The 18,665-nt window shown below is 63.6% G+C and carries 17 protein-coding genes; 10 read left to right on the top strand and 7 right to left on the bottom strand.

Annotation, left to right across the window (positions count from 1 at the left end; all coding sequences use genetic code 11):
- Positions 1-37: 37 nt before the first annotated feature.
- Positions 38-913 (bottom strand): heme/hemin ABC transporter substrate-binding protein, encoded by an 876-nt coding sequence (locus ACLEJW_RS17445; RefSeq protein ID WP_313458494.1) that lies wholly within the window; start codon positions 911-913, stop codon positions 38-40.
- A 146-nt stretch (positions 914-1,059) separates the two neighbouring features.
- Here ACLEJW_RS17445 and ACLEJW_RS17440 point away from each other — a divergent pair, with 146 nt between their 5' ends.
- Positions 1,060-1,383 carry a Rieske (2Fe-2S) protein gene (locus tag ACLEJW_RS17440; protein WP_145190233.1) on the top strand — a complete coding sequence of 108 codons (324 nt, stop codon included), beginning with the start codon at positions 1,060-1,062 and terminating at the stop codon, positions 1,381-1,383.
- Here the strand turns inward: ACLEJW_RS17440 and sfsA are convergent.
- Both sfsA and ACLEJW_RS17430 read right to left on the bottom strand, forming a co-directional pair.
- A complete protein-coding gene (gene sfsA, locus ACLEJW_RS17435; protein WP_313301138.1) occupies positions 1,367-2,077 on the bottom strand; it encodes a DNA/RNA nuclease SfsA in 711 nt (236 codons plus the stop codon). The two genes, ACLEJW_RS17440 and sfsA, sit on opposite strands and share 17 nt — an antisense overlap.
- Positions 2,074-3,252 (bottom strand): pyridoxal phosphate-dependent aminotransferase, encoded by a 1,179-nt coding sequence (locus tag ACLEJW_RS17430; RefSeq protein WP_440777951.1) that lies wholly within the window; start codon positions 3,250-3,252, stop codon positions 2,074-2,076. The genes sfsA and ACLEJW_RS17430 overlap by 4 nt, the downstream gene beginning before the upstream one ends.
- A gap of 211 nt (positions 3,253-3,463) precedes the next feature.
- Here ACLEJW_RS17430 and dksA point away from each other — a divergent pair, with 211 nt between their 5' ends.
- The 9 genes from dksA (at position 3,464) to panC (ending at position 14,158) form a co-directional block, all read left to right on the top strand.
- Positions 3,464-3,910 carry an RNA polymerase-binding protein DksA gene (dksA, locus tag ACLEJW_RS17425; protein ID WP_145190223.1) on the top strand — a complete coding sequence of 149 codons (447 nt, stop codon included), beginning with the start codon at positions 3,464-3,466 and terminating at the stop codon, positions 3,908-3,910.
- A 62-nt stretch (positions 3,911-3,972) separates the two neighbouring features.
- Complete coding sequence (gene gluQRS / locus ACLEJW_RS17420; RefSeq protein ID WP_145190220.1) at positions 3,973-4,860, top strand: tRNA glutamyl-Q(34) synthetase GluQRS; 888 nt, start codon at positions 3,973-3,975, stop codon at positions 4,858-4,860.
- Between the two features lie 175 nt (positions 4,861-5,035).
- Positions 5,036-5,212, top strand: coding sequence for a hypothetical protein (locus ACLEJW_RS17415; RefSeq protein WP_003250005.1), 177 nt, complete (start codon positions 5,036-5,038; stop codon positions 5,210-5,212).
- Positions 5,196-8,171: a sensor histidine kinase gene (locus ACLEJW_RS17410; RefSeq protein ID WP_178108354.1), complete on the top strand. Its 2,976-nt coding sequence runs from the start codon at positions 5,196-5,198 to the stop codon at positions 8,169-8,171. The genes ACLEJW_RS17415 and ACLEJW_RS17410 overlap by 17 nt, the downstream gene beginning before the upstream one ends.
- A gap of 4 nt (positions 8,172-8,175) precedes the next feature.
- Complete coding sequence (locus ACLEJW_RS17405; RefSeq protein ID WP_145190214.1) at positions 8,176-9,630, top strand: sigma-54-dependent transcriptional regulator; 1,455 nt, start codon at positions 8,176-8,178, stop codon at positions 9,628-9,630.
- A 737-nt stretch (positions 9,631-10,367) separates the two neighbouring features.
- The gene (locus ACLEJW_RS17400; RefSeq protein ID WP_313301154.1) at positions 10,368-11,759 is read left to right on the top strand and encodes a polynucleotide adenylyltransferase PcnB; all 1,392 of its coding nucleotides are present in this window, start codon (positions 10,368-10,370) and stop codon (positions 11,757-11,759) included.
- Entirely contained in the window at positions 11,756-12,235 is a 480-nt protein-coding gene (gene folK / locus ACLEJW_RS17395; RefSeq protein ID WP_440777950.1) for a 2-amino-4-hydroxy-6-hydroxymethyldihydropteridine diphosphokinase, read from the top strand. Before ACLEJW_RS17400 ends, folK begins: the two co-directional genes overlap by 4 nt.
- Positions 12,236-12,497: 262 nt before the next feature.
- Positions 12,498-13,298 (top strand): 3-methyl-2-oxobutanoate hydroxymethyltransferase, encoded by an 801-nt coding sequence (panB, locus tag ACLEJW_RS17390; protein WP_145190202.1) that lies wholly within the window; start codon positions 12,498-12,500, stop codon positions 13,296-13,298.
- Positions 13,295-14,158: a pantoate--beta-alanine ligase gene (gene panC / locus ACLEJW_RS17385; protein ID WP_313301161.1), complete on the top strand. Its 864-nt coding sequence runs from the start codon at positions 13,295-13,297 to the stop codon at positions 14,156-14,158. Before panB ends, panC begins: the two co-directional genes overlap by 4 nt.
- Positions 14,159-14,209: 51 nt before the next feature.
- Here the strand turns inward: panC and speA are convergent, their stop codons facing one another.
- From speA to ACLEJW_RS17365, 4 genes are all read right to left on the bottom strand, one after another.
- The gene (gene speA / locus ACLEJW_RS17380; RefSeq protein ID WP_145190196.1) at positions 14,210-16,123 is read right to left on the bottom strand and encodes an arginine decarboxylase; all 1,914 of its coding nucleotides are present in this window, start codon (positions 16,121-16,123) and stop codon (positions 14,210-14,212) included.
- Between the two features lie 150 nt (positions 16,124-16,273).
- Positions 16,274-16,645, bottom strand: coding sequence for a translation initiation factor Sui1 (locus tag ACLEJW_RS17375; RefSeq protein ID WP_313301167.1), 372 nt, complete (start codon positions 16,643-16,645; stop codon positions 16,274-16,276).
- 178 nt (positions 16,646-16,823) lie between these two features.
- Positions 16,824-17,366 (bottom strand): NUDIX hydrolase, encoded by a 543-nt coding sequence (locus ACLEJW_RS17370; protein ID WP_313458514.1) that lies wholly within the window; start codon positions 17,364-17,366, stop codon positions 16,824-16,826.
- Between the two features lie 2 nt (positions 17,367-17,368).
- Positions 17,369-18,436, bottom strand: a complete 1,068-nt coding sequence (locus tag ACLEJW_RS17365) for a DUF2333 family protein (RefSeq protein ID WP_145190187.1) — start codon at positions 18,434-18,436, stop codon at positions 17,369-17,371.
- Between the last annotated feature and the right edge of the window lie 229 nt (positions 18,437-18,665).

The following is an 18,665-nucleotide window of genomic DNA, read 5'->3' as shown; positions in this document are numbered from 1 at the left end:
AGGATGACAAACAGCGTGCGCGGTCGAATCCGCTGCTTCATTGAGCAGCGCTGGTCGGATAGAACGTCGTGACCAGCACCTGCAGGGTGGCCGGTAGCCGTGGACCCAGCCCGCCCACCAGCAGCGTCGGGTCCAATGCCACGACGCGTTTGTCCCGCACCGCGCGCGATGTCGCCAGCGCCGGGTTTTCCTTGAGCAGCGCCGGCAAGGCCTGCTCACCGTCGAGCGCTCGGTCGGACACCACCAGCACCTGCGGATCGAGGGCCGCCAGGGCCTCACTGGAGAAGTTCTTGTAGCCTTGATGCTGGGCCAGGTTGCGCGCGCCGGCCTGACGCAACACCCAGTCGCCCGCCGTGCCCTGCCCGGCGATCAGTGGCTTGGTGCCGGCATGCCCTACCAGTAACACCACCCCTGGCGCCTTGTGCTGCTGTTGTGCCTGCCTGACCTGCAGCTGTACGGCCTCGATTTGCTGATGGTAACGCGCCGTCAGTTGCGCAGCGGTGTCCGCCGCACCCAGCAGGGTTCCCAACTGCTCAAGGTTGTGATCCAGCGCCGTCAACGTCGCCTGGCTGGACAACACCTCGACCTGCACGCCAGCCTTGCGCACCTGCGCCAGCACCGGGGGCGGGCCCATTTCATCGCTGCCCACCAGCAGGTCGGGGCGCAGGCTGAGAATGCCTTCGGCCGAGAGCTGTCGCTGATAGCCGACACTCGGCAGGGCGCGCAGCGATTGCGGGTACTGGCTGGTGGTATCGACACCGACCAGGCGAGACTCACCGCCCAACGCGCTGATCCACTCGCTCAACGCTCCACCGGCACTGACCCAGCGCTGCGGCAGGTCGGCAGCCACGGCCTGGGCAGATAGCGCCAGGGCAGTACACAGGGCAAGCAAGGCGGCAGGTCGGCGCATCATCGAATTCCTTCTGAAGGCGGGCCGCACGCCTTGTAGCGCGCGGCAAAACTACGCAGCATAGGCGGCTGGCGCAGCGCGTGCGGAGATTTGATAATTGTTCGCATTGACGCGTCAAGCTACCCTTTGTTCGATAGGCCTTTGCAGTCATGCACCTTGTTTGTCTTTCAGCGGCGCTGCCCGAGGGCCATAGCCGCGCCTTCAGCGTAGCCGGCATCGAGCTGTTCGGGGTGCGCCGCCACGGCCGCGCCTATCTGTACCGCAACCGTTGCCCGCACCGAGGCATCGCGCTGAACTGGGCGGACGATGGCTTTCTCGACCCCAGCGCCAGCCTGATCCACTGCGCTCACCATGGGGCGCAGTTTCTGATCGAAAGCGGCGAATGCGTGGCCGGGCCCTGCGAGGGCGACAGTCTTGAGCCGCTCGACTGTCACGAAAACGCCCAGGGTCTCTGGCTCACGTCTCCAGTATGACCGGCAATGGCCGGTCGATGATGATGTGCGCCGCGTCCAGGCGCACGCCGTAGGCCAGCACCTGCACGCCGTCAGCCACCGCTGCGCGCAGGGCATCGGCATAGGCAGCATCGATCTCGCCCGCCGGGCGCACTGCATCGACCCCGGTCAGGTTCACACAGTACAGCTGCACAGCACGGATGCCCTGGCGCGCCAGCGCTGCCAATTCGCGCAGGTGCTTGGCGCCGCGTTGAGTCACGGCATCAGGGAAGGCAGCGACCGGGCTGTCGGGGTAACCCAGGGTGACACTCTTGACCTCGACATAGGCCGGGCCGTCGGCATACTCCAGACGGAAGTCCACGCGGCTGCCCTCCTGGCCATAGGCGACTTCACGCTTGAGCGCGGTAAACCCGGCCAGCTCCTCGATCACCCCGGCGCGCAAAGCCTCTTCTACCAGGGCATTGGCCCTGCCGGTGTTGATGCAGGCCAGGCGGCCCTGGGGCGTTTCGCTGATCTCCCAGGTGCCGGGCAGTTTGCGCTTGGGGTCATTGGAACGGCTGAACCACACCTGCCCGCCTTCGCGCATGCAGTTGAGCATGGAACCGGTGTTGGGGCAGTGGATGGTCAGCTGTTCGCCGTTGGCCAGCTCGATATCCGCCAGGAAGCGTTTGTAGCGACGCAGCAGGCGCCCTTGCTCAAGTGCCGGAAAGATCATCGCTGTTCCTGCCAGCTGCGCAGGCCGCGGGCGATGCGCTCGACCGCCTGTTCAAGGCGCGGCAGGCTCTGGGTGTAGGCGAAACGCACGTGATGCCCGGCCAGGTGGCGACCGAAATCCAGCCCGGGGGTGAAGGCCACATGCTCGGTTTCCAGGAAGTGCCGGCAGAAACTGAACGCATCGCCGCCAAAGGCGCTGATATCGGCATACAGGTAGAACGCCCCCTGAGGCTCGACCGAAATGCCAAAGCCCAGCTCGCGCAAGGCGGGTAACAGGTAGTCGCGGCGACGCGCGAACTCGGCGCGGCGCTGTTCCAAGATTGCCAATGTCTCAGGCTGGAAGCAGGCCAAGGCGGCATGCTGCGCCATGCTCGGAGCACTGATGTACAGGTTCTGCGCCAGCTTCTCCAAATCGGCCACGGCGCCAGGTGGCGCCACCAGCCAGCCGAGCCGCCATCCGGTCATGCCGAAATACTTTGAAAAACTATTCAGGACAAACGCCTGGTCATCCACTTCAAGCACGCTCGGCGCGTCCATGCCGTAGGTCAGGCCATGGTAGATCTCATCCACGACCAAGTGACCGTGTCGCTCCCGCGTGGCCTGGGACAGGCTGGCCAACTGATGCCGATCCAGCACCGTACCGGTCGGGTTCGCAGGCGAAGCGACCAACGCTCCGACGCTATCGCCATCCCAGTGCCGCGCGACCAGTTCGGCGGTCAGCTGGTAGTTGACCTCTGGCCCCACCGGTACCAGCTGCGCGCCGCCTTCGACCAGCCGCAGGAAATGGCGGTTGCACGGATAGCCTGGGTCGGCCAGCAGCCAGTGCTTGCCCGGATCGACCAGCAAACTGCTGGCCAACAGCAGCGCGCCCGAGCCGCCCGGGGTGATGAGAATCCGTTCAGGGTCGATGCCCAGGCCGTAGCGCTGGGCATAAAAGCCCGCGATGGCCTCGCGCAGTGCGGGCAAGCCACGGGCAGCGGTATAGCGGGTATGCCCGGCGGCCAAGGCGGCCTGGCCGGCGGCGACGATCGGGGCGGCCGTGGTGAAATCCGGCTCGCCGATCTCCAGGTGGATCACATCGTGCCCGGCCGCTTGCAGTTCATTGGCCCTCGCCAGCAACGCCATGACATGGAAGGGTTCGATGGCGCGGCTGCGCGCGCTGTAAGGGTGGGCCATGACCTTCTCTCAATCGGGACTAGATTGTGTATTTTACCTTTGCACGGCACCGAACGTGCGGCGCGCACTGCTGTCAACACCTTGGATCGGGCGGGCTAGCGCAACCCCCGATCTATCTGGTAAGTTCGGCGGCTCGCAGTCGCAGGGCCGGCGGGTGCCGGAGATGGAGCAGCCTGCGCATTGGATCAGATGAGTGAGAGGCGGTCTATTCATGTCCACCGTAGAAAAGCAAAAAATCGGTCAAACCATGTACGGTGTCGAGCCCTATAAAGAGACCAAGGGCGAGGAGTACATGGGCGAGCCCATGAAGAAGCACTTCACCAAGCTTCTCAATGCTTGGAAGGGCGAGCTCATGCAGAGTGTCGACCGTACCGTAGACCACATGAAGGACGAAGCCGCTAACTTCCCGGACCCGGCCGACCGCGCCAGCCAGGAAGAAGAGTTTGCCCTTGAGCTGCGCAACCGCGATCGCGAGCGCAAGCTGATCAAGAAAATCGACAAGACCCTGCAGAAGATCCAGGACGAAGAGTACGGCTGGTGCGAATCGTGCGGCATCGAGATCGGCCTGCGCCGTCTGGAAGCCCGCCCAACCGCCGACCTGTGCTTCGACTGCAAGGAAATCGCCGAGAAAAAGGAAAAGACAGTCGGCAAAGGCTGATTGTTCTTCCATCCGAACGGGGCGCACATGCGCCCCGTTTCATTTATATGCCCTGCCCAACCATGAACGACTCACGCTATATCGGGCGCTTTGCCCCTACCCCCAGTGGTTTTCTGCATTTCGGCTCGCTGGTCGCCGCCCTCGCCTCCTGGCTCGATGCTCGCGCTGTCGGCGGTCGCTGGCTGCTGCGCATGGAAGACACCGACCCGCCTCGGGAAATGCCCGGTGCGCGCGATGCGATCCTGCAGACGCTCGAGCGCTACGGCCTGCACTGGGACGGCGAGGTGGTGTTCCAGAGCCAGCGCCACAGCGCGTATGCCGCGGTGGTCGATCGCCTGTTCAGCATGGGCCTGGCCTACGCCTGCACGTGTTCGCGCAAGCAGCTCGAAGGCTACAACGGCATCTACCCAGGTTTCTGCCGCGATGCCGGGCACCGGCGTGAAGGCGCGGCGATTCGCCTGCGGGTACCCGAACTGACCTACCGTTTCACCGACCGCGTGCAGGGCGAGTTTCAGCAGCACCTGGGCCGAGAGGTGGGCGATTTCGTCATCCAGCGCCGCGACGGGCTGTACGCCTATCAGCTGGCGGTGGTGCTCGACGATGCCTGGCAAGGCGTCACCGATGTGGTGCGCGGCGCCGATCTGCTCGACAACACGCCGCGCCAGCTGTACCTGCAAGAGCTGCTGGGCTTGTCGCAGCCGCGGTACCTGCACATTCCACTGATCGTCCAGCCCGACGGACACAAGCTGGGCAAGACCTACCGCTCACCGCCGCTGCAAGCCGACCAAGCTACGCCGCTGTTATTGCGAGCGCTGCGGGCACTGGGCCAGCCGTGCGATCCAACGCTGCTGCAGGCCACACCGGCGCAGGTGCTCGACATCGCTCGCCAGCAGTGGCGACCCGAAGCGATCGCCCAGCGCACAACCGTGCCAGAGGCGGATTTGCACTGAATGCCCCCTGTGGCCGGCGCAACCCTCACTGCCCTGCTGACAGCCGGGTCTGCGCACCAACAAAAACCCCTGAATTCAAAGTCTTGGCCAACAACACCGATTCCCGCTAGCATCCGCCCCGCCATTTGCGCCAATAATAACTCCAAGCCCACAGCGCCCAACCATCGAGGCCAGCATGTACATCTATCGTTTGGTCCTGCTTCTGGTCGTGGGGATCTACCTGTTCTCCCCGGCCATCATGGACTGGTGGATCGAACCAACCGGTGCCTGGTACCGCCCGTACCTGCTCTGGCTGATCCTGATCGTCGTGACCTTCATCCTGCAGAGCCAACGAGATGCCGATGAGCTTTAGCCTCACCCAGATGATCCTGATCAGCGCCGGCTACCTGATGGTGCTGTTCGGCGTAGCCTGGATCAGTGAGCGCGGGTTGATCCCGCGTTCGATCATCCGCCATCCGCTGACCTACACCCTGTCGCTGGGGGTATATGCCAGCGCCTGGGCGTTCTATGGCTCGGTGGGCCTGGCCTATCAGTACGGCTACGGCTTTCTGGCCTGTTACCTGGGGGTTTCCGGGGCGTTTCTGCTGGCCCCGGTGCTGCTTTACCCGATCCTCAAGATCACCCGTACCTATCAGCTGTCGTCGCTGGCCGACCTGCTCGCGTTTCGCTTTCGCAGCACCTGGGCCGGGGCGCTGACGACCATTTTCATGCTGATCGGCGTGTTGCCGCTGTTGGCCCTGCAGATCCAGGCGGTGGCCGACTCCATCAGTATCCTGACGGGTGAGCCGGTCAAGGCACGGGTGGCATTCGCCTTTTGCACCTTGATCATCCTGTTCACCATCTTCTTTGGCTCGCGGCACATCGCCACCCGTGAGAAGCACGAAGGGCTGGTGTTCGCCATCGCCTTCGAGTCGGTGATCAAGCTGCTGGCGCTGGGCGGTATCGGCCTGTATGCGCTGTACGGCGTGTTCGGTGGCCCACACGAGCTGGAAGTGTGGCTGTTGCAGAACCAGACGGCACTTGCGGCGCTGCATACCCCGCTGCAAGAGGGGCCGTGGCGCACCCTGCTGCTGGTATTCTTCGCCTCGGCGATCGTCATGCCGCACATGTACCACATGGCTTTCACCGAAAACCTCAACCCGCGCGCCCTGGTCAGCGCCAGCTGGGGCCTGCCGTTGTTCCTGCTGCTGATGAGCCTGGCCGTGCCGCTGGTGCTCTGGGCCGGGCTGCGCCTGGGCGCCAGCACCAACCCTGAATACTTCACCCTGGGCCTGGGCATCGCCGCCAACAACCAGGCACTGGCGCTGCTGGCGTACGTCGGCGGGCTGTCGGCAGCCAGCGGGCTGATCATCGTCACCACCCTGGCGTTGTCGGGCATGGCGCTCAATCACCTGGTGCTGCCGCTGTACCAGCCGCCCGCTGAAGGCAACATCTACCGCTGGCTGAAATGGACGCGGCGCGCGTTGATCGTCGCGATCATCACCGCAGGGTTCATGTTCTACCTGACCCAGAGCAACCACCAGAGCCTGGCCAACCTGGGCATCGTCGCCTTCGTCGCCACGCTGCAGTTTTTGCCTGGGGTGCTGTCTGTGCTGTACTGGCCGACCGCCAACCGCCGCGGTTTCATCGCCGGCCTGCTCGCCGGCACCCTGGTGTGGATGGTGACCATGCTGCTGCCGCTGCTGGGCAACCTGCAGGGCTTCTATATCCCGCTGCTGGACATGATCTATGTGCTGGACGACACCAGCTGGCACATGGCAGCGATCGCCTCGCTGGCCGCCAACGTGTTGCTGTTCACGCTGATTTCACTGTTCACCAATGCCAGTACCGAAGAGGTCAGCGCCGCCGAGGCCTGCGCTGTGGACAACGTGCGTCGGCCGCAGCGCCGCGAGCTGTATGCCGCCTCGCCCCAGGAATTCGCCACCCAGTTGGCCAAGCCACTGGGCGCCAAAGCGGCGCAGAAGGAAGTCGAGCAAGCGCTGCGCGACCTTTACCTGCCGTTCGACGAGCGCCGTCCCTATGCCTTGCGTCGCCTGCGCGACCGCATCGAGGCCAACCTCTCCGGCCTGATGGGCCCGAGCGTGGCGCAGGACATGGTCGAGACCTTCCTGCCCTACAAATCCGGTAACGAAAACTACGTCACCGAGGACATTCATTTCATCGAGAGCCGCCTGGAAGACTACCATTCGCGCCTTACCGGCCTTGCCGCCGAGCTGGACGCGCTGCGCCGCTACCACCGCCAGACCCTGCAGGAATTGCCCATGGGCGTGTGCTCGCTGGCCAAGGATCAGGAGATCCTGATGTGGAACAAAGCCATGGAGGAGCTGACCGGGATCGCCGCCAAGCATGTGGTCGGCTCGCGCCTGGTCACCATCGGTGAGCCATGGCGCGGCCTGTTGCAGGGTTTCATCAACGTGCCTGACGAGCACTTGCACAAGCAGCGCCTGGCGCTGGACGGCCAGCCGCGCTGGCTGAACCTGCACAAGGCGGCGATCGACGAGCCCTTGGCGCCGGGCAACAGTGGCCTGGTGCTGCTGGTCGAGGACCTGACCGAAACCCAGGCCCTGGAAGACAAGCTGGTGCACTCCGAACGCCTGGCCAGCATCGGCCGCCTGGCCGCCGGGGTGGCTCACGAAATCGGCAACCCGATCACCGGCATCGCCTGCCTTGCGCAGAACCTGCGCGAAGAGCGCGAAGGCGATGGCGAGTTGATCGAGCTGTCCAGCCAGATTCTCGAGCAAACCAAGCGTGTGTCGCGCATCGTGCAATCGCTGATGAGTTTCGCCCATGCCGGCGGCAGCCACCAGAACAGCGAAGAGCCGGTGTGCCTGGCCGAAGTAGCCCAGGATGCCATCGGTCTGCTGGCCTTGAACCGGCGCAATTTCGAAGTGCAGTTCTTCAACCTGTGCGAACCCGAGCACTGGGCCGAAGGCGACCCGCAGCGTCTGGCCCAGGTGTTGATCAACCTGCTCTCCAACGCCCGTGATGCCTCGCCTCCAGGCAGCGCCGTGCGGGTGCGCAGCGAAGCCAACGAGCACACCGTCGATCTGATCGTCGAGGACGAAGGCAGTGGCATTCCGAAAAACATCATGGACCGCCTGTTCGAACCGTTCTTCACCACCAAGGACCCAGGCGAAGGAACCGGACTGGGGCTCGCTCTGGTCTATTCCATCGTGGAAGAGCATTATGGGCAAATCACCATCGACAGCCCGGCCGACATCCAACGGCAACGTGGCACCCGGATCCGCGTGACCCTGCCCCGGCATGTCGTAGCGACGTCCCCTGAAATTCGAGACCGTCGAGAGAATTGAATCAATGCCGCATATTCTGATCGTCGAAGACGAAACCATCATCCGCTCGGCGCTGCGTCGTCTGCTCGAGCGGAACCAGTACCAGGTCAGCGAAGCCGGCTCGGTGCAGGAAGCCCAGGAACGCTTCAGCATTGCCACCTTCGACCTGATCGTCAGCGATCTGCGCCTGCCCGGTGCGCCGGGCACCGAGCTGATCAAGCTCGGGCAAGGCACGCCAGTGCTGATCATGACCAGCTATGCCAGTCTGCGCTCGGCGGTGGACTCGATGAAAATGGGCGCGGTGGACTACATCGCCAAACCTTTCGACCACGATGAGATGCTCCAGGCGGTAGCGCGAATCCTGCGCGACCGGCCGAGCACCGCGCCTACCGCACCGGCAGCGCCAGCTGTCGCCGAGCCGCGCGCCGGTGCCAAGGCGGCCGCGGCCGACAAGGCCAGCAATGCGGCCAATGGCGACATTGGCATCATCGGCTCATGCCCGCCGATGCTCGACATGTTCAGCAAGATCCGCAAAGTTGCGCCCACCGACTCCAATGTGTTGATCCAGGGCGAATCCGGCACCGGCAAGGAGCTGGTGGCCCGCGCCCTGCACAACTTGTCGCGGCGCGCCAAGGCGCCAATGATCTCGGTGAACTGTGCGGCCATCCCGGAAACGCTGATCGAATCGGAGCTGTTCGGCCATGAAAAAGGCGCCTTCACCGGTGCCAGCGCTGGCCGTGCCGGCTTGGTGGAAGCCGCCGACGGTGGCACGCTGTTCCTCGACGAAATCGGCGAGCTGCCCCTTGAAGCCCAGGCGCGCCTGCTACGGGTGCTGCAGGAAGGCGAGATCCGCCGGGTGGGTTCGGTGCAGTCGCAGAAGGTCGATGTCCGCCTGATCGCCGCGACCCACCGCGACCTGAAGAACCTGGCCAAGGCCGGGCAGTTCCGCGAAGACCTTTACTACCGCCTGCACGTGATCGCCCTGAAATTGCCAGCCTTGCGCGAACGCGGCAGCGACGTGAACGAGATTGCCCATGCGTTCCTCGCCCGCCAAAGTGCCCGCATCGGCCGCGACGACCTGCATTTCTCGGCAGAGGCCGAGCAAGCGATCCGTCACTACAGCTGGCCGGGTAACGTGCGCGAACTGGAAAACGCTGTGGAGCGCGCAGTCATCCTCAGCGAGAGCGCGGAAATCTCCGCAGAGTTGCTGGGCATCGACATCGAGCTGAGCGACCTGGAAGAAGACGACATCCTCGACAGCGCCCTGGTTGCGGCCAGCAGCGGCAGCAGTGCCAGCCATGAGCCGACCGAGGATTTGTCACTGGAAGATTACTTCCAGCATTTCGTGCTCGAACACCAGGACCACATGACCGAAACCGAGCTGGCGCGCAAGCTCGGGGTCAGCCGCAAGTGCCTGTGGGAGCGCCGCCAGCGCCTGGGCATTCCACGGCGCAAGAGCAACGCCACCAGCGACAACTGATCGCGCTGCACAGCGGGGGCAGCTCAATGCCCTCGCGCAGCGTGTGACGCCACCCCTTGTACCTCCGGTAACACCTTCCCCCCTGCACAAATCTGTTACCCAAGCTTTCCGGCGTAACAATCCCCGAGGCGTACGGTAACGAAATTTCTACATTTCAGACTGTGCAGCACGCTACCCAATCGCTCAAACCCCTGATTTATAAGGCTTTGCCAAAGTTGGCACGGCACCTGCTATATCTTTGGTACAAGAACAATAACAAGCACAGCAACTCAGAATAAGAACAAGACGAAACGGCTCACGCACAATAAAAACAAGACGGCGGAGGCGCAGCTAACTGATTCTTTTGGAGAGGATGCGTGTTTGGGGCTTGCCCCACGATCAGGCAGAGAACAACAAAAACTGCACTTAAAAGCAGCACCTGTACTGGTTGGATCTAAGGATCAACGTGACATCAGCGGCCAAAGCAATCCGTTTGCTCTTTACCCCTGGATTGGGGGTCGTCCACAAGCTTCGAGATTTGTGGGCAGGGCACTCAACAAAAACAAGAAGCCCAGCAAAAAAACAATAAGAGCACGCAACGACTTCTTGGGGAGCTTAGGCTCCCCTTGTCGTTTCTACCCTTCAGCAGGGCCACCTGCGACCGCCTACACCATTCCCCGAGTAAATGCTAGAATCCCCGCCCATCATGCGGCCATTCTCCTATTGTTGGCCGAACATTCCTTCAAACAGTGCATCCCATGCTGAAGAAGCTGTTCCAGTCGTTCCGCCCTCCCGTACCGGGCCAGCACCACCGGCGCACCACGCCTGAGGTGATCAACAAGAGCCAACACTCGCTGCAGCGCCAGCAGTTCAGCCGCCATGCGGTGAACATCGTCGAGCGCTTGCAGAGTGCGGGCTACCAGGCATACCTGGTCGGCGGCTGTGTCCGCGACCTGATGCTGGGCATCACGCCCAAGGACTTCGACGTCGCCACCAGCGCCACGCCCGAACAGGTGCGCGCAGAGTTTCGCAATGCCCGGATCATCGGCCGGCGTTTCAAGCTGGTCCACGTGCATTTCGGTCGCGAAATCATCGAAGTCGCCACTTTCCGCGCCCACCACAGCGAAGACGACCAAGGCGATAGCCACCGTTCGTCGCACAACGCCAGTGGTCGTATCCTGCGCGACAACGTCTACGGCACCTTGGAAGAGGACGCGCAGCGCCGCGACTTCACCATCAATGCGCTGTATTACGACCCAGTCAGCGAACGCATCCTCGATTACGCCAACGGCGTGCACGATGTGCGCAACCGCCTGCTGCGCCTGATCGGCGACCCCACGCACCGCTACCAGGAAGACCCGGTGCGCATGCTGCGGGCCGTGCGTTTCGCCGCCAAGCTCGACTTCGGTATCGAGAAGCACACGTTCCAGCCGATTCGCCAGCTGGCTCCGCTGCTGCGCGAGATTCCGCCGGCGCGCCTGTTCGAGGAGAGCCTCAAGCTGTTCCTCTCCGGCCAAGGTGCCATGGCCTTCGAAATGCTGGTCGATCTCGAACTGTTCGAGCCATTGTTCCCGGCCAGCGCCCAGGCGCTCATCGATCGCCCGACCTACACCCACACCCTGATCAGCCAGGCGCTGAGCAACACCGACCTGCGCGTCAAACAGGGCAAGCCGGTGACCCCTGCCTTCCTGTTCGCCGCGTTGCTCTGGCCGGCCTTGCCGAGCCGCGTGCTGCACTTGCAGAACCAGGGCGTGCCACCGATCCCGGCCATGAACGGCGCCGCGCACGACCTGATCGCCGAGCAATGCGCGCGCATCGCCATTCCCAAGCGCTTCACCCTGCCGATCCGCGAGATCTGGGACATGCAGGAGCGCCTGCCGCGTCGCAGCGGCAAGCGTGCCGACGTGCTGCTCGACAACCCGCGCTTCCGTGCTGGTTACGATTTCCTCCTGCTGCGCGAGAGCGCCGGTGAAGAAACCGACGACCTCGGCCAATGGTGGACCGACTACCAGGAAGCCAACGACAGCGAGCGTCGCGAGATGATTCGCGAACTCGGCAGCCGTGACGAAGGCAGCAGTGCCGGCCCGCGCAAACGCAAGCGCAGCGGCAGCAAACGCAAGCGCAGCGGTGGTGACGAGGCCTACGAGTGACCACTTGCGCCTACATTGGCCTGGGCAGCAACCTGGACGCACCTGCCGAGCAGCTGCGCAGCGCCCTGCAGGCGCTGGACCAGGTGCCCGGCACGCGCCTGGCCGGCGCCTCGGCCCTGTACACCAGTGACTCGCTACTGCCGGGTCAGCCGCGTTACACCAATGCCGTGGCGGCGCTCGACACCTCATTGAGCCCACTGGAACTGCTCGACGCCTTGCAGGCCGTCGAGAACGAGCATGGCCGCGTGCGCACGGAGCGTTGGGGCCCGCGCACCCTTGACCTGGATATCCTGCTGTTCGGTGACCAGGTCATCGACATGCCGCGCCTGCAAGTGCCGCACTACCATATGCACGCGCGCCCGTTCGTGCTCTACCCCTTGGCTGAGCTGGTGCCCGCCGATTTCCGCCTGGCCGACGGCCGCCCCCTCGCGCAGCTTCTGCAGGCGTGCCCGTTCATCGGCCTGGAGCGCCTGTAAGCCACGGCTTGCAGACGTTACAACCGCGCCAGGTAACGCCAGTAACACCCTGTTAGTAACAATGCGGTAACAGGGTGATTGACTTCCCCCACCTCGCTCACGACTATAGGCGTCCCGTGTGGCCGCACGCCGCCACATACCCGTATTTAGGCCCGGACGGACCTGTGCCCGAACATCACGCGCGATGATGTGCCGCTCCGGAAGATGACTACACGCGTTGGTTGCAGTCGTTTTTCACAGCGCCTGAACGAGGATTCTCTACATGCCTGAAGTAACCCTGACCACCCTGCATGGCCTCAAGGCCAAGGGTGAAAAGATCACCATGCTGACCTGCTACGACGCTACCTTCGCCAAGGCCTGCAGCCAGGCCGGCGTCGAAGTGCTGCTGGTGGGCGACTCCCTGGGCATGGTCCTGCAAGGCCATGACAGTACCCTGCCCGTGAGCACCGCCGACATGGCTTACCACACCGCCTGCGTCAAACGCGGCAACCAGGGCGCGCTGATCCTCGCCGACCTGCCATTCATGGCTCACGCCACCCCGGAGCAGGCGTTCAGCAACTGCGCCACGCTGATGCAGGCCGGTGCTCACATGATCAAGCTCGAAGGTGCGGCCTGGTTGGCCGAGACCATCCGCCTGCTGGCCGAACGTGGCGTCCCGGTGTGCGCGCACATGGGGCTGACCCCGCAGACGGTCAACGTGCTGGGCGGTTACAAGGTGCAAGGTCGCCAGGAAGCCCAGGCCCGGCAAATGCGCGCCGACGCCATTGCCCTGGAACAGGCCGGGGCGGCCATGCTGCTGCTCGAATGCGTGCCCAGCGAGCTGGCCGCGGAAATCAGCCAGGCGGTGAGCATTCCGGTCATCGGCATTGGCGCCGGCAGTGCCACAGATGGCCAAGTGTTGGTACTGCACGACATGCTCGGGCTATCGCTGAGCGGTCGGGTGCCGAAATTCGTCAAGAACTTCATGGACGGTCAGCCCGACATCCATAGCGCCCTGGTCGCCTACGTCGCGGCGGTCAAGGCGGTCACCTTCCCGGCCACCGAGCACGGATTCAGCGCATGAACACAGTCAAGACCGTTCGCGAGTTGCGTGCCGCCGTTGCCCGCGCGCGCGGGGAAGGCAAGCGCATCGGCTTCGTGCCGACCATGGGCAACCTGCACAGCGGCCATGCCGCGCTGGTGACCAAGGCTGCCCAGCGCGCCGATTTCGTGGTAGCCAGCATCTTCGTCAACCCGCTGCAGTTTGGCGCCAACGAAGACCTCGACAAATACCCGCGCACCCTTGCCGCCGACCAGCAACGCCTGCTCGAGGCCGGCTGCCACCTGCTGTTCGCCCCCACCGTCGAAGAGATGTACCCCGATGGCATGGCCGTGCAGACCCGCGTCAGCGTCCCCAGCCTCTCCGATGGCCTGTGTGGCGCGAGCCGCCCAGGGCATTTCGAAGGTGTGGCCACGGTGGTGAGCAAGCTGTTCAACATGGTTCAGCCCGATCTGGCTGTGTTCGGCGAGAAGGACTACCAGCAGTTGGCGGTGATCCGCGCCATGGTGCGGGACCTCAACCTGCCGATCCAGATCATCGGCGAGCCGACCGTGCGCGCCGACGACGGCCTGGCCCTGTCTTCACGCAATGGCTACCTCACCCCCGAGCAACGCGCCACCGCGCCCGTGGTGTACCGCACGCTGAAACAGCTAGGTCAGGCCCTGGCTCGCGGCCAGGTGGATTTCACCGCCTTGACCGACCAAGGCAAGGCCGAGCTGGCGGCAGCCGGATTGCGCCCGGATTATCTGGAAATCCGCCACGCCCTGAACCTGCGCCCGGCCACCTTCGGTGACCGCGACCTGGTGATTCTGGTCGCCGCTTACCTAGGCACTACCCGCTTGATCGACAACTTGTACCTGCACCTGGACGAGCAATCGGCCTGACAGCATCCGCGCGAAGCGCCCACCGTTGCCAACGGTAGGCGCCTGTGGCGATCAGGACGACAGGTAGGAAGAGCGGGTCAGGCCCAGGCGCAAGGCATCGAGGAACTGCGTGCGCTCACGGGTACTGATGTTGGCGCTGGCCACCTTGTCGCGGTAGTGGGTCATCAGCTCCTCGGGCGACAGGTGCACATAGCGCAGCATGTCTTCGATGGTGTCGTGGGTTTCGATACCGGCGTGGTACACGCTGCCATCAGCGTTCTGGTAGATGTTCACCGAGTCGGTATCACCGAACAGGTTGTGCATGTCGCCCAGAATTTCCTGGTAAGCGCCGACCAGGAACACGCCCAGCAGGTAGTCCTCGCCTTCGTTGACCGAATGCACCGGCATGCTGGTTTCGATGCTCTGCTCATCGACGTACTGGTTGATCTTGCCGTCGGAGTCGCAGGTCAGGTCCTGCAGCACCGCGCGTCGCATCGGTTCTTCGTCCAGGCGGTGCAGCGGGATGATCGGCAGCACCTGGCCGATGGCCCAGGTGTCCGGCAGGCTCTGGAACACCGAGAAGTTGCAGATGTACTTGTCGGCCAGCTTGTCGTTGAGCTCATCCAGCACCTGGCGGTGCGAGCGCTGACGCGCCTTGAGCGAGTTGTGCAGGCGCCGGCACACGGCAAAGTAACACTGCTCGGCCAGGGCCTTTTCCGCCAGGCTGATCTTGCCATCGGCATACTGCGCGGCCACGTCGCCCAAGTAGTGCGTGGCGCGCCAGTAGGTTTCGGTGACCATCTCGATGTCGGTCGGACCAAGCAGGTCGACCAGCCACTGCACGGTTTCCGGCAAGGCCTCCTTGTTCTCGATGGTCGGCACATCGTCGTTGTGCTTCTCGACATCAGTGACCTGGATCACCAGCATGGCGTGGTGCGCGGTCAGGGAACGGCCGCTTTCGGAGAAGATATGCGGATGCGGCAAGCCCTGCGCGTCGCAGAACTCCTTGAGCATACCCACCACGACGCCGGCGTAGTCGTCCATGTCGTAGTTGATCGAGCTGGCATTGCGCGAGTGCGTGCCGTCGTAGTCCACACCCAGGCCACCGCCCACGTCGATATGATCGACCGGCAGGCCCAGCGCACGCAGCTCGCCGTAATAGCGAATCGCCTCCTTGAAACCATGCTGGTAGTCGGCCAGGTTGGCGATCTGCGAGCCCATGTGGAAGTGCAGCAAGCGGATGCCTTGATCCAGCCCGGCATCGCGGAAGCGTTGCACCACGGAAATCAGCTGCGCCGCCGACAGACCGAACTTGGACTTCTCGCCACCGGTATCGGCCCACTTGCTCGATGCCAGTGACGACAGCCGCACGCGCAAGCCGATCTGCGGCTTGACCTTGAGTTCGGCGGCTTCGTCGATGACCAAGGCCACTTCCGACTCTTTCTCGATGACGATGAAGACATTGTGGCCGAGCTTCTGGCCCATCAGGGCCAGGCGGATGAACTCGCGGTCCTTGTAACCGTTGCAGACGATGGTGCCGCCCTTGGGCGCCAGGGCCAGTACCGCCAGCAGTTCGGGCTTGGAGCCTGCTTCCAGGCCGATCGAGACGTTCTGCGTGGCGATGATGTTCTCCACCACCGCTTCCTGCTGGTTGACCTTGATCGGGTACAACGCGGTGTACTGGCTCTGGTAGTCCAGGCGCGCGATGTTGGCATCGAAGGCGCCGGTCAGCTGGCGCACGCGGTCTTGCAGGATGTCGGGGAAGCGTACCAGCAGTGGCAGCGACAAGCCGCTCTGGCGCAGCTCGTCGACCTGCTCGTAGAGGTCGATCGGAGCGCTGCCCGGGCCGTTGGGGCGCACTTCGACGCGCCCGGCTTCATTGATGGCGAAATAGCCTGCACCCCAATGGCGGATACCATAAACGCTGCGGCTGTCGGCCACGGTCCATTGGCTGCCATCGTCTTTGCGTGTGCGTCGTACGGACATTCAAGTCCCCTATAGATAAGTCGAGACACTGCTGCACATCGTTGCGGGCGCAGTGTAAAAGGCAAAAATGACGATTCGTCCGTGCTTTGGGTTAGGACCCTGCTCACGGCGACGAGTTTAGAAAGCGATTGGGGAAAACGCCCGTGGCCATCAGCCGCCGGACTTTTTCGCCTTGAAGCCCTGCTTGGTCAATTCACCAATCAACAGCTCGACATGGTCGCCCTGGATCTCGATGACGCCGTCTTTCAAGGCGCCGCCGGTGCCGCAGCGCCGCTTGAGCGTCGAGGCCAACTCCTTGAGCTGATCGAGAGGCAACGGCACGCCGCTGACGGTGGTGACGGTCTTGCCGCCACGGCCTTTGCTTTCACGGCGTACGCGAGCAATGCCGTCGCCTTCGGCGATGACCGACTGTTTGCAGGTGCAGGCATCCACCGGCTGTGCGCAGTCGGGACAGTGCCGGCCGGCATCGGTGGAGTAAACGAGACCGCCAAGGGCGGCGAAGGAAGAAGCTTTCTTGGCCACTTTTGTTCCTCGGTGCTGAGGACAAAAACTGGTCGACCGCCTTGCACAGGCACCGACCGCGAAGCCCCACTCTGGCAGGGGCGGCGCTACTGCCGCAGGTGTGTCACGGCAGCCCGAAAAGGGCGCGCAGTGTAACGATAAATCCAGGCGTTGCTAAGTACCGGAATGCGGCATTTTCTCACGGTTTTGCGACCAGCCGCTGATAGCGCTCGAGCGCTGCCAGCGAGTCCGGGCAATACGGCTGGAGCCGGCTGGCGGCAAGTACCTGTTCGACGCTGAGAAAGCGCGCCTCGATCACCTCTTCAGGCTGCAAGCGCAGCGGCGCATCGGATACCGCAGAATACACCGCGCACCACACCCGATTGTCCGGTTGATCGAAGTAGAACCGCTCGTGAAAGCGCAACTCGGCATCCACGATGCCCAGCTCCTCGGCCAACTCGCGCGCGGCCGACTCGGCATAGGATTCGTGCGCAGCCACCATGCCGCCGGCGGCCACATCCCAGAACCCTGGATACAGCGCCTTGCTCAGCGCCCGCCGATGCACGCAGAGTTCACCGGCAGCGTTGAACAGCAAGATGAAAGTGCAGCGGCCGATCAGGCCACGGCTGCGCAATTCGGCCCTGGGCCGTGCGCCCAGGAGCTGGTCGCGCTCATCGACCCAGGCGACCTGCTCGCGATCAGAGGCGGCCCGATGAGCCGCCTCCTTGGCACTGATGGTCATTTTCAGCCTTGCGACAGCAGCTGGCGCAGGTCGATGACTGCCGCGTTGGCACGGGAGATGTAGTTGGCCATGACCAGCGAGTGGTTGGCCCACATGCCGAAGCCGCTGCCGTTGAGCACCATCGGGCTCCACAGTGGCTCTTGCGACGCTTCCAACTCACGAATGATCTGGCGCACGCTGACGGTGGCGTTCTTCTTCGCCAGCACGTCGGCGAAGTCGACTTCAATGGCGCGCAGCAGGTGCGACAGGGCCCAGGCCTGGCCACGGGCTTCGTAGAAGACGTTGTCGATCTGCAGCCATGGAGTCTCGACCACCTCTTCATCCACCTGCGGCGCCTGACCGGCGACCACCGACTCGGTCTTCAAGGTGGTGTTGAGCTTGACCCGACCCACGCTCGCCGACAGGCGCTGGGACAGCGAACCCAGACGGGTGGCGACGTCGCCCAACCAGTTGTTGAGGTTGTCGGCGCGGGTGTAGAAGATCGCACCCTTGTCGCCCGACGCCAGGCGCGCCTGATAGCGGCTCAGCGACTTGATGCCCTCCTCGAACTCAGATTCGCTCGATGGCAGGATCCAGCTCTTGTTGTCGAAGTTGAAGCGCGGCTCGGCCTTGGCCAGGTCGGCGTCTTCGGTGGACTGCGATTGCGACCGCGCGAAGTCCTTGCGCAACGCCCGCGACAGGTCACGCACCTGGACCAGCACGCCATATTCCCAGCTCGGCATGTTGTCCATCCACAGCCCAGGCGGGAAGCGGTCATTGGAAATGTAGCCGCCGGGCTTGCTGAGCAGGGTATCGGCAACGCTCTTGAGGGTTTCGATGGTGGTGTAACCCACTACCATCTGCTGGCCGTTGCGTTCAGCCGCGGCCTTGGCATTCTGCTGGACCGGGAACAGATCCGGCTCCTGACTCCAGTACCAGCCCAGGCCGATGCAGACCAGCAGGTACAACCCGACCACGGTCAGCAGGGCACGGCTCCAGAGGCCGCCAAAATAGCTGCGGGCTGCGGCGCCGCGGCCATCCACACGTTCGCGGGGCTCGGCTTTGGCCTCGCGGTTTTTCCAGTCCAGCATGGCGTTGTCCTTAATCAGTCACGACGGTTCAGGGGCTTGGACCACAGGCCTGCGCCAGGGTGCCACGGCAAGCCCGCGTCGCAGCACTATAAAGCAGACACCGCCATACGCATAAGCGACCAGTGGGTAGGGCGCTGGAAATTCGTGGCGAATTACTACCAAGCCAGCGCTCGTCATCATCCAGTCACACAAGCGCAATAGCTTCAGCCACCTACCTCCACCGCCCCGC

Source organism: Pseudomonas sp. SMSB3 (assembly GCF_052041965.1).
Classification (GTDB): Bacteria; Pseudomonadota; Gammaproteobacteria; order Pseudomonadales; family Pseudomonadaceae; genus Aquipseudomonas.
The sequence above is the reverse complement of the archived record's forward strand: the minus strand, read 5'-3'. Positions and strand labels throughout refer to the sequence as shown.